Raw genomic sequence first — 10,873 nt, forward strand, 5'->3', positions numbered from 1 at the left:
TGTTCCTGCTTCTCAAATAATCCATGAGTGCCGGATTCTGCAACGGCTGGATTTTACGGATGTCTATCGGGCTGGTCGGTTGTTTCCTTTCATGCTGAATCCTTTCTGAAACCTCTTTCCCTTGAAAAGAAAAAGAATTTCCGGATGAATACTGTTCCAGTCGGCAGATAGCACCGTAAGCGTTACATCCGTGCTGCTTCATCACAAGGTCGATGAGAGAGCCGCCCTCACCCGTCCCGAAGTCACACCACAGATTTACACCGTAATCCACCTTGAAACTGGGCGTACCATCCTGACGGAACGGACTGTGGTACATGCCGTAATAATATTTATCGACTGCGGGCAAAATGCCTAATGATTTCAGATAATCTTTGATACTGATATGGTTAGCCTCCTGATAAGTCATAATCTTTATTTTTGAATGTTTGTAAATTACAGTAATGAAGTAAGAAGTGAGTAAGAAGAAAAATTGTCAACTTTCTGCACCTATCTCTTTTTCTTTCAACGGATTATACTCTATGCAGAAAGATAAGTAAGTTGTTTTATACAAAAGAGATAGAAATATTACCTATGTTGTTTTCTGACTTTTCTTTTTTCTCAAATTTCCCAAAAGTTCAGGCTTTTATCTTACTCCTTACTGCACGTTGTATAAATAGCAGGCATTCAATGAATAAAATGCAGTAAGATGTTTTTGGGTAGTTACTGTATAGGCAGTACCAGCCAATTATAAACGGCTGTGTTAGCCGTAATCGTTATCGGTGTAGGGTATGGAAATAGGTTTTATTCTGTACCCATATACCGAATAATTCCAGTTGCTGATACGCTTTTGTACCCGTTTGAATCCGGCTTTTCGCAATGCTTCTCCCAATCGTTTTTCCGATAACTGCATAGGGCATACATCCCGTAAACAAGTGAGGATTTGTGCTGTCGTCATAAAGAATAGGCTTTCTTCTTCCTCTGTGGGCTTCTCAAAATACTGCATCAGCATTTCAAACTCAACCGTTTGCACCTCAAATTCCGCATTTGTCAGGTGCAGTTCTTCAATCTCCGTATCATTAAACCAATAGCGTACCCCCTGCCGATACAAGTACATGATTTCGGAGTAGACATTATCTATGTTGATACTTTCTGCTGTCGGTTTATCAATGAGCAGGACTTCAAAAGGCAGAAATCGTCTGTTTCCTGTCGGGTCTGTCAAGAACTCGTTTCCGTTCACCGAAGCCATGAAGCTGGCTAAATGCGGATATTCTTCTATGTAAATATCATACGGTCTGCGATACTTGACTGCCGGGGTGGTTATCAGGTTCTTTAGTGCGTTTTCATTCTGCTTGTTGAGTTCCTTTAGCTGATCGTCGATGTTGATAAACAAGTACTCGGCTATCAGTGTCAGAATATCTTTGCTCTGTGGGTCTATCTTCCCGGTAAATAGATAATTTTTTAACGGTGACGGGCAAAGGTTATCCAGCCACCATGTTTTGAACTGCCCCTGCTTGTCGCCAGTAAGGACTAAACAAGTATGGTTTTGACAGCCTGTATCATTCATTGCATTAGCTACCACACCGACAAGCCATTTTGTAAAATACTCCTCCCACTTGCCAGAATTGGCTACTTGCACCGTGCTCAATAGTTTTTTGATATATTCATGTCCGGCAGGATTCAACAAGGGTAGGGCAGTTAGGTATTCCCGTATGGGATGCACCTTATTTGCGAAATCGCTTTCCAATATCGTACGGATGTTTTCAGCAGAGGTGGCAACGCCTACGGTAACATCCAGTTTGCGCCTGAAAGAGTTCAAAGCAAACTTCGTGACTGGCTGATACAAACCGGAAGTATTTGCAGCCCGGTATTCTGTCCTGCTTTTCACAATATTAAACCGGAAGTCGTACAGGGAATTAAGTTGCCTTTCGATGCGCTCGTTTTTGGATAGCCTACCCTCGATGTGTCCCGCTTCGTTATTCCTTTTTTCTTTCATCGGATAGTTTGTTGGAAGCTGGTATATATTGTTGCTGCATCCACTGTTGCAACTCGTTCACATCGAAACGTAAGGAACGTCCACGTTTAACATATGGTATTGCTCCGCTGCTGGCTAAGTGGTAGAGGTAATTAACTGAATATCCGGTTATCCGGCTGGCTACGGATATTTTGACTAAAACAGATTGCCTGCTGTCCGGTTCTTCGGATGAAGAACTGCCTACGGGGGAAATCATCTTTTCGATGTTTTCCAGCCGCTTGAAAATTTCTTCAAAAGGATTGTTCATGGTGCTTTGTTTTTTGAATTAGCACCACAAATGAAATAAGAAAAAATGGTAAAAAACAAAGTGTTAAGCGTTTGGAATTGCTTTGCTCGGCTCTGCTTTAAAATACTATCAGACCGTGAAAGTTCGTTTGTGTTCTTCACCTTATTATAATAGGGTATGAAACGTGAACGAAGTTCTTTATATCGCTTACCTTTTTCGGCTTTTCTTATTCTTTTCTCTATGCAAGTGGGACAAGTGAGGACATATTAGGACATCTGCGGACAGTCTGAAACAAGCTACTATTCAAGGCTATATATTTGCACCAAACAAGAAAAAAGAAGTAATATCAAAACATAATGAAATATGGAAATAGTAACCATTGAAAAGAAAACATTCGAACTTTGGCAGGAAAAGTTTAACCACTTTATCAATCGTATGGATGCCCTATGTATTCCTTTGCGGAGAAAACAGGATAAGTGGCTGGATAACTGCGAAACCTGCCGTTTGCTGAACGTGTCTGCCCGGACGATGCAAACCTATCGTGATACGGGCAAATTACCTTATTCGCAAATCAATAACAAGATTTATTATAAGATTTCGGATGTGGAAACCTTTATGCAAAATCACGTGAAGAATAACTCTAAAAAATAGAACTTATGGATTTGATAACAAAAGATTCCAATACAACACAAGTATTGTTTTCATCCCTTGACCAGGTGTTGGAGAATGTGGAATACATGATAACGAATTATCGTCCGGTACTGGGTGGCGAACATTACTTGACAGGTGAGGAAGTCTGCCAAAAACTGTGTATCAGTAAACGGACTTTGCAGGATTACAGGGATACGGGACTGTTGGGATATGTGCAACTTCCGGGAAAAATCATTTATCGGGAAAGTGATATAATGAATTTGTTAGATAAGTATTACAGGAATGATAACTTGAAATATTGAAAGCATGAAATATTGAAACCTTGTTTTCTTGGTGTATTGGTTGATTGAAAGCCAGCAATCTCGTTTTATTGAAAACAGTATTGTTGGCTTTGTTGAAATAATATTTACATTATATTAACCTAATATTTTATTTCTGAAAGTGAAAGCTATGATGAATGTAATAAAAGCAATAGTTATACCATTAAAAATATTAAGAAATATTTCTACGTTTTTATATCTATCTATATTATTCATTTCAGATAAGATTCTTTTGACTTTATCTTGTTTTTCTTGTAATTGAAGAGAGGGGGTAGAGTTCGTATTTATTGCGATTTCAAGTTCGCTATAGGCATTTAGTAGTTCTTGATTTAATGTTTTTTTTATTGGAAAACAATAGACTGATTTATTAACACAAACAACAAACCCAATGAATGATAAGATTGATAGGGAATATATGATTCGCTTTTTTAAAGAGCCTAAAGGTCCTCCTTTTCCATTGTTATACTTTAAAAAAAGCAATATTGACAATGCTAATAATAGAATGTCGATAATGATATAACTTAAAATATTGTTCATCTTTTACCTATTAGAATGTTGAGTGCGAAGATATAAATAAAAAAAAGACTTAAGAAATTATTCCTAAGTCTTTTGTCATAATGCAAATTAGTTACTGCTTAATTCTATATCTACTTTCTGCATATCTTTTAAAATACTTTGGTCTAATACCTTTGCATAATGCTGTGTCATTCTCGTAGACGAATGTCCCAACATTTTAGACACATTTGGAAGTGATACATTGTTAGCCAGTGCAATGACGCTTGCAAAGCTGTGCCGGGCTGTGTGGAAAAAAAGAAGTTATATGAACAACTGATACGAGAAGAAAGTATAACCCAATCTGCTGTATACCAATTAATTTCTCTATATTCTTCCACTTGAGAAAAAAGCAAGAAAGTGGGGATTATTGAAGATGTTCGGTTACCAAATCGTTAGCAGGGCTGTTACCGGTTGGGACAAGGTAACGAAGAGTGGATCAAATAATTTAAAACAGCGATATATTACACTGATTGTCACAGTTTTGCATATTAAAGAACGCTTATAAAACAGGTAAATTTGCCACTAAAAATATAAGCGTATGAAAGTAGAAAAATTCAAGGTATTGCTCTACCTTAAAAAGAGCGGACTGGACAAGTCGGGCAAAGCCCCGATAATGGGGCGCATCACCGTTAACCGGACGATGGCGCAATTCAGCTGCAAGCTCTCCTGCACTCCCGAACTGTGGAATCCCCGGGAAAGCCGTCTGAACGGCAAGAGTAAGGAGGCAGTGGAAGTCAACGCAAAAATCGACAAGCTGCTGTTGGCTGTAAACTCCGCGTTCGACTCCCTTCTGGAACGAAAGACCGATTTCGATGCGACGGCAGTCAAGGAAGTCTTTCAAGGCAGCAAGGACACGCAGATGACACTGTTCAAGCTCTTCGACAGGCATATTGAAGAAGTCAGGGCACGTGTAGGCATCGACGTGTCTCACCGTACACTTCCCAATTACCTCTATACCCGCAACCGTCTCGCAGATTTCGTCAGCAGCAGGCTCAAAGTATCCGACCTCGCTTTCTGCCAGCTCAACGAGCAGTTCATCCGGGAATTTCAGGAATATGTCGTAATAGAGAAAGGTTTGGGTGTCCAGACAGTGCGCCATTATCTGGCCATCCTGAAGAAGATCTGCCGCATAGCTTTCAAGGAGGGACATTCGGACAGATTTTATTTTGAACACTACAAATTACCCAAGCAGAAGGAAACGCCGCCGAGAGCGTTGAGCAAAGAAGACTTCGAGAAGATACGGGATATAGAACTTACTGGATGCCGCCCGGAACACTCCATTGTCAGAGACATGTTCCTTTTCGCCTGTTATGCCGGAACCTCATATGTGGATGTTGTAGCTATTACGCCTGATAATCTCTCAAGGGACGATAACGGTGCGCTATGGCTGAAATACCGTAGGGGCAAGAACGGACAACTAAGCCGGGTGAAATTGCTGCCCGAAGCGATAGCCCTTATCGAAAAATACCGTGACGACACAAGGCCGACTCTGTTTCCCGTAATTCCATACCAGGCCCTGAAATGGTGCCTGACGAGCATCAAAATGAAAGTCGGCATCAAGGGGCGTTTGTCCTACCACATGGGCCGCCACTCGTTCTCGACCCTCATGACCCTTGAAAACGGCGTACCTATCGAGACTGTCAGCAAGATGCTGGGTCACGCGGATATAAGGACCACCCAGGTGTATGCCCGTGTAACCCCTAAGAAACTTTTCGAGGACATGGACAAATACATCGAGGCGACAAAGGATCTGAAACTTGTTCTCTAACCCTATAAAAACAATTTAATTATGCGAAGTACATTCAAAATTCTATACTACATCAACCGCGGTAAGGTCAAGGCGAACGGAACTACCGCCATCATGTGCCGTATCACCATTGACGGCAAGAACAGCGTGTTTGCCACGGGTTGCTACTGCAATCCCAAAGACTGGAAAGCCAAGACCGGAGAGGTCAGGGATGCAAGAACGAACAACCTCCTTGAAGCACTCCGCTCCAGAATAGAAACCTCATATGACAATCTGTTGAAGGATGCGGGCATGGTCACGGCAGAAATGTTGAAGAACGAGATTACCTGTGTGACTACCGTTCCGGTCACATTACTGAAAGCCGGAGAAGAGGAACGGGAAAGGTTGAGAATCCGTTCCGAAGTGATAAATTCCACTTCCTCTTACCGCCAGTCCAAATCCTCACAGGCATACCTGCACGAATATCTGCTGTCGCTGGGTATGCGGGACATCGCCTTTGAGGATATTACCGAAGACTTCGGCTGGGGCTATAAACTCTACCTGAAATCCAAAGATTGCGGGGCGGGACATATCAACCACTGCCTTACATGACTGAACAGGCTTATCTATATTGCCGTGGACAGGGAGGTTATCCGCTTCAACCCGCTTGCCGACGTCCCATACGAAAAGAAGCCCGACTATAAGCTGAAGCATATCAGCAGGACGGAACTGCAACGGATCATGGAACAGCCCATGCCGGAGAGGTTGCAGGAGCTTACCCGTAGGGCGTTCATCTTTTCAGCCTTCACGGGGCTGTCCTATGTCGATGTAAAACGGCTTTACCCCTCGCATATCGGAACAACCGCGGACGGAAGACGCTTCATCCGTATCAACAGGAAGAAAACCGATGTCGAGTCCTTTATACCGTTACACCCCGTAGCCGAACAAATTTTGTCGCTGTACAATACAACCGATGACGGCAGACCGATATTCCCTCTACCCAACCGGAACAGGCTTTGGTACTGCATCCACGAGATAGGGATATTGGCAGGTGTAAAAGAGAATCTCAGCTATCACGCGAGCAGGCATTCGTTCGGAACCTTGACGCTTTCGGCAGGTGTGCCGATCGAGAGCATCAGCAAGATGATGGGGCACACGAACATCAGGACCACACAAGGCTATGCCAAAGTGACCGATGATAAAATTTCCGAGGATATGGACAAGCTGATGGAAAAGAGACGCAAAAACCTCACAGATTCCGGCCATGACAACCAATGACCGTTTCGCGGCCGCCTGTTCCCTCGCCGCCCATGGAAGTTAGTACAGACTCCATTGAAAGTGAAAAGGTCAGGCGGCCGTGCCGTTTCGGGCAGAATCTTCCTTTGCAGGTAAAGAGTATTCAGCCCGAAAACCTTTTCCCTTTCACGTCTGTACAATGGAGGCCGACGGCAGCGGAAACAAGCGACTGACGGAAAAGTCGATACAATAAAAAAAAGAACAGCATACAGACAATAGAATATTACTGCTGTATGCCGTTCTGACATTCTATTAGGAGGGATATTTTTTGAAACACGAAGAAAAAGGCAGGCGGCAAACTGCGCTCCCTCCAGAAAAATTAATCTGTCTTTTCGGTTACTTGTCAATATCCGCCCTTGTCCGGCCCGATTCGTCGGAGTACCCTCTCTGTTGGGCAAGTGCTGTTGCGCCCAGCGTGTTGTCCTGTGAAAGCAGTGCGATGATTTTCTCCCTACTTTTATTTTGCAGGTTCGCCAATCACATATTTCCTTTTAACCGGTACGCTTCTTTGTACCCGTCCATCAAAGTACGTTCAATGTCGGAAGCCCTATACAGAATCCTGCCGCCCACCTGGATATAGGGCAGTATGCCGTTGTTGCGGTAATCCTGAAGGCTCCTGCGGCTGACCTTCAGTTTAACGGCCAGTTCCTTGTCAGTGTAATAGCGTTCCCCGTCCAGCGACGGTTTGTTGGCACCACGTATTTTCTCCACCTTTTCTGAAAGGTCTTCCAGCGATGAGAGAAAGACTCTCACGCGTATGTCGTTTTCCGGTGTCAGCAGCCGGATATTGCCATTGTCATTCATAAGTCAGATATCTGTTTGTTGGTTGGTTCGTTGGTTGATTGGTTTGTTGGTTACATTGCATTTTCTTTCCTTGCCGGCTGTTATACACCGTTTCATTTCCACCACGGGAAAGACGGCCTTCACATCCTCCGGCCTGTAGTACACCTTGTGGCTTATCTTGGTGTATGCCAATGTTCCGTTCTCCCGCATCGACTGCAATGTTCTAGGGCTGACGCAGAGCAGCCTGCAAACGTCATCGCTGTCAAGCCACTCCTTTTCTCCCAAGTCCTCATGTTCCCGGCAGAGGCGTTCCACCTTTTCCGCAAAAATCTCGAACCCCGAGAGCATCCTCTCAAAAGTTGCCTTCTCTATGACCACTACTTCCATAATTCCTCAATTTTAAGTTTGACATTTGTTTTTTTACTATAGCCGGAACGGCGGACAGATGATACCGGAAAGGGGTTCCGGTGTCCGTAAAAGCGTTCCGGAAGCGAAGAAAATAAAAAAATCAAGACGGGCTGCAAACCGGACGAGAGGTGTCACCGGCAGACATCCCTTTTCACCGCCAGGGGATAATTACGGATGGTAAGAAGCGGAAAGGACACACTTATTTCTTTGAAGCAAAGGTAGCCGTTTCCCACCGGAGCGCAAGGCCGGGCCCTGCGGGTCGGCGGGGAAAAAATCATCCTCGCACTCTGCGCTCCGGTATTTTTTCCTGCCGAGCCTTGACGCCTTTCCGGAGGGAGAACGGCTGTAAGGCATACAAAGAAACAAGAGTGCCCGTACTACGGGCCGGATGTCTAACAGATAAAAGCAAAAGGATATGGCAACAAAAGACGTGAAAGAATTCAACGGATGGTTTAACCGTTCATACGCGAGATTGAAGGAGAGACTCTCCATCTATGGAAAAATCGACGAAGACGCGTTCCATGACGCATATCTGGCTGTCAGGAAGCAGATAATGTTCTCAAGTGTCGGGATAGAAGATCCGGAGTCCTATTTCTTCGGATGCTACCGAAGAATCCTGCAGTCGGGCGCAAGGGATGAAAGCCGTTACGACAGCCCCGGAGACGAGTATTTCGCAAGACTGGGTGAGACGGACTGCGCGGAAGAGACAGAGGAACGGGAAGAGATGCTTACCGGATGCGACAGGCTGGTAAGGGACATACAGAAGTTCCTCAGGCGGCATTTCTCCTATGAGGATTATAGGATATTCATGCTGCGGTTCTACGAGACCGGAAGCTCATTCCGCACCATAGCCAGGCACATGGGCGAGAAGACCTCGGTGGTGACACGCAGGGCACAGGCGATGATGGAATCCATCCGGGCAAACCGGAAGTTCATCGCCCAAAGAAGATTGATCATGGCCGGCGAGGCGGCATAAAAGACAATAAATGTATCACTCAAAACATAATCGATTATGAAACTGACAGTTTATGACAAGAGCAATTCCCATCCGGCACTGACCTACAAAGGCAAACGGATCATCACGGTATGCCGTGACGGCAGCATGTACCTGAGCAGGATATTGAGCAGGGAACTGAGCCTGCACGCAGGAAACAGGCTATGTATCGCCAGGGACGAAGACAGGCCAAAGGACTGGTACATGTTCGTCTCGGATGACGGAAACGGATTCACGATATGGAACGATCCGCGTTGCGCCCGCTTCTCGAACAGCTTCATCGCCGGCATGATACTTGATGCGGCAAAGGTCGAGAAATGCGCCGGTTTCATGGTGGCGAAAGAGCCGGTGAATGTGGACGGCAGGCTATGCTACCGGATAATACTCGACAACCCGATACCGAAGGGAGTAAGAGCCACCGGTACGAGATAAGCCCGATATCCGAAAGAAAAAGCAGGGGATATCCGAAGGAAGGAAAAAGATCCGACCTCCGGGTGTCCCTTTTTTCATGCGCCCACAGGCAGAATCACAACGGTTTCAGGTTGATACGGCTGCTGTAGATGGCGTTCAGCTCGTCACGGTACTGTTCCAGATGGGCCGAAAGGATATTGTCGATGTAGCAGGAAATGCTGACAGTCGGCGCTATCACGGAAAGCAGGGTACGCACCCGTTCATAGTTCTCACTGCTGACATAGGTCTGCCGGCGCTCTTTCACAACGTTGTTGCCGAACAGATGTTCGGGATACTCCTGAAGACTGTTCTTTTTCCGGTGTGTTTTCTCCCGAAGAACCGGAGATGGTGCTTCTTCCTCACCGCCGGACACACCGGAACCGGGAACTTCCACCTTGTCGGATTTGGCAGGAATCCCGGACCGATTTTCCGTTTCCGGTTTCTTGTCATCTTCTTTTTGGGAGTTAGCAGCGTTGCTCCCATAACGATTTTCCAGGACAGAGGCGGGAATATCCCCGGCCATTACGCGGCGTATCTGCTCCTCGTCGATTTTAACTTCCTTTCTCTTTACCATGAATTCCATATTTTTGATAGTTGAACAATTCTTTTCCGGCAGTTCTGCATTTTCATCACGTTGTGAATGTAAGAATACCACCCTTATTACATGCTTGCATTATCTGACGGGTATGTGCATCCGACCGGCAAGCCGGTCATGTATCCAATCCCCCACGTGTCCAGTCTGACATTAAGCCGGTCACGCATTCACACATGGGGGAACGGTTGCCTTATTATGTTCTTACATATCCCCGTTCACCCGTTACCGAACGGTTTAAGGCAACCATACACCATGTACCTGACGCACACTTGGATGATTGAACTGCCGAACACATGCTGACATGCGGCAAAATAACGATAAATTTTCCGGATTGGCACTATCATGGCGGTCTGCTGACAGTCTGTGACACTGTATGTCATCCTGTTACACCGCTCAAATGCTCCGGTGACTCCGGTTTTGGGTATTCAAAAAGTGATAAGGATGGCGGCGGAAGGATTTTATAGGTGGGAAGTGGATAAGATGCCATATTTTGATTTTTCGACAGAAAAATTCATGTTCAAACGAACATGGCAAGTTGTGTTTTCGGTAACAAGAAATGTAATTGTAATCTATTGAATAATATACTTTTGAAGAAGTAGAGTATAACAATGGGTAACGATGTAGAAACGAGCGAACTTCTTTAGTCTGTTATATTTTTCCATTGCTTCAAATAACTCTTGCACAAAGATAATGCATCTTTTTTAAAGAATATACTTACTACTAAGTAAATTTGATTATATTTGCATCATGAATGATACAAGAAGTGAAATAATACGGTTAGGGAGTGAATTGATTCGTTCTGTTGGCTACAATTCTTTTAGCTACGCTGACATATCTAAAGCGTTGAATATAAAGAAT

The 10,873-nt window shown here is 44.6% G+C and carries 11 protein-coding genes and 3 pseudogenes; 6 read left to right on the forward strand and 8 right to left on the reverse strand.

Annotation, left to right across the window (positions count from 1 at the left end; all coding sequences use genetic code 11):
- The 3 genes and pseudogenes from ABUA47_RS19905 to ABUA47_RS19915 form a co-directional block, all read right to left on the reverse strand.
- A pseudogene (locus ABUA47_RS19905) lies at window positions 1-406 on the reverse strand (mobilization protein); the annotation flags it as partial.
- Between the two features lie 333 nt (window positions 407-739).
- Entirely contained in the window at window positions 740-1,972 is a 1,233-nt protein-coding gene (locus ABUA47_RS19910) for a VapE domain-containing protein (protein ID WP_035449924.1), read from the reverse strand.
- Complete coding sequence (locus ABUA47_RS19915) at window positions 1,953-2,258, reverse strand: helix-turn-helix domain-containing protein (RefSeq protein WP_035449923.1); 306 nt, start codon at window positions 2,256-2,258, stop codon at window positions 1,953-1,955. The genes ABUA47_RS19910 and ABUA47_RS19915 overlap by 20 nt, the downstream gene beginning before the upstream one ends.
- Window positions 2,259-2,600: 342 nt before the next feature.
- On the opposite strand from ABUA47_RS19915, the gene ABUA47_RS19920 reads away from it, so the two are divergent.
- The gene (locus ABUA47_RS19920) at window positions 2,601-2,888 is read left to right on the forward strand and encodes a helix-turn-helix domain-containing protein (RefSeq protein WP_035449922.1); all 288 of its coding nucleotides are present in this window, start codon (window positions 2,601-2,603) and stop codon (window positions 2,886-2,888) included.
- A gap of 5 nt (window positions 2,889-2,893) precedes the next feature.
- Complete coding sequence (locus ABUA47_RS19925; RefSeq protein WP_035449919.1) at window positions 2,894-3,190, forward strand: helix-turn-helix domain-containing protein; 297 nt, start codon at window positions 2,894-2,896, stop codon at window positions 3,188-3,190.
- A gap of 114 nt (window positions 3,191-3,304) precedes the next feature.
- Here ABUA47_RS19925 and ABUA47_RS19930 read toward each other — a convergent pair whose 3' ends face one another.
- Both ABUA47_RS19930 and ABUA47_RS19935 read right to left on the reverse strand, forming a co-directional pair.
- Complete coding sequence (locus ABUA47_RS19930; protein ID WP_035449917.1) at window positions 3,305-3,745, reverse strand: hypothetical protein; 441 nt, start codon at window positions 3,743-3,745, stop codon at window positions 3,305-3,307.
- An 87-nt stretch (window positions 3,746-3,832) separates the two neighbouring features.
- A pseudogene (locus ABUA47_RS19935) lies at window positions 3,833-4,012 on the reverse strand (tyrosine-type recombinase/integrase); the annotation flags it as partial.
- Window positions 4,013-4,301: 289 nt separating this feature from the next.
- Between ABUA47_RS19935 and ABUA47_RS19940 the strand changes: the two are divergent.
- Window positions 4,302-5,531 (forward strand): site-specific integrase, encoded by a 1,230-nt coding sequence (locus ABUA47_RS19940; protein WP_035449916.1) that lies wholly within the window; start codon window positions 4,302-4,304, stop codon window positions 5,529-5,531.
- 21 nt (window positions 5,532-5,552) lie between these two features.
- Window positions 5,553-6,767: pseudogene (locus ABUA47_RS19945) on the forward strand (tyrosine-type recombinase/integrase).
- Window positions 6,768-7,262: 495 nt separating this feature from the next.
- Here ABUA47_RS19945 and ABUA47_RS19950 read toward each other — a convergent pair.
- Window positions 7,263-7,589, reverse strand: a complete 327-nt coding sequence (locus ABUA47_RS19950) for a helix-turn-helix domain-containing protein (RefSeq protein ID WP_035449915.1) — start codon at window positions 7,587-7,589, stop codon at window positions 7,263-7,265.
- Between the two features lie 3 nt (window positions 7,590-7,592).
- Window positions 7,593-7,955 (reverse strand): helix-turn-helix domain-containing protein, encoded by a 363-nt coding sequence (locus tag ABUA47_RS19955; RefSeq protein WP_051642944.1) that lies wholly within the window; start codon window positions 7,953-7,955, stop codon window positions 7,593-7,595.
- Window positions 7,956-8,391: 436 nt separating this feature from the next.
- On the opposite strand from ABUA47_RS19955, the gene ABUA47_RS19960 reads away from it, so the two are divergent.
- Together ABUA47_RS19960 and ABUA47_RS19965 are read left to right on the forward strand one after the other, a co-directional pair.
- Window positions 8,392-8,952: a hypothetical protein gene (locus ABUA47_RS19960; RefSeq protein WP_032944729.1), complete on the forward strand. Its 561-nt coding sequence runs from the start codon at window positions 8,392-8,394 to the stop codon at window positions 8,950-8,952.
- A 36-nt stretch (window positions 8,953-8,988) separates the two neighbouring features.
- Window positions 8,989-9,402, forward strand: coding sequence for a hypothetical protein (locus tag ABUA47_RS19965; RefSeq protein WP_035449913.1), 414 nt, complete (start codon window positions 8,989-8,991; stop codon window positions 9,400-9,402).
- 94 nt (window positions 9,403-9,496) lie between these two features.
- Here ABUA47_RS19965 and ABUA47_RS19970 read toward each other — a convergent pair whose 3' ends face one another.
- Complete coding sequence (locus ABUA47_RS19970) at window positions 9,497-9,994, reverse strand: DUF3408 domain-containing protein (protein WP_035450061.1); 498 nt, start codon at window positions 9,992-9,994, stop codon at window positions 9,497-9,499.
- Window positions 9,995-10,873 lie beyond the last annotated feature (879 nt).

Origin of the sequence: Bacteroides sp. RTP31139st1_H2_RTP31139_211217, assembly GCF_040227615.1 — a bacterium.
In the GTDB taxonomy this organism is placed as follows: domain Bacteria; phylum Bacteroidota; class Bacteroidia; order Bacteroidales; family Bacteroidaceae; genus Bacteroides; species Bacteroides uniformis.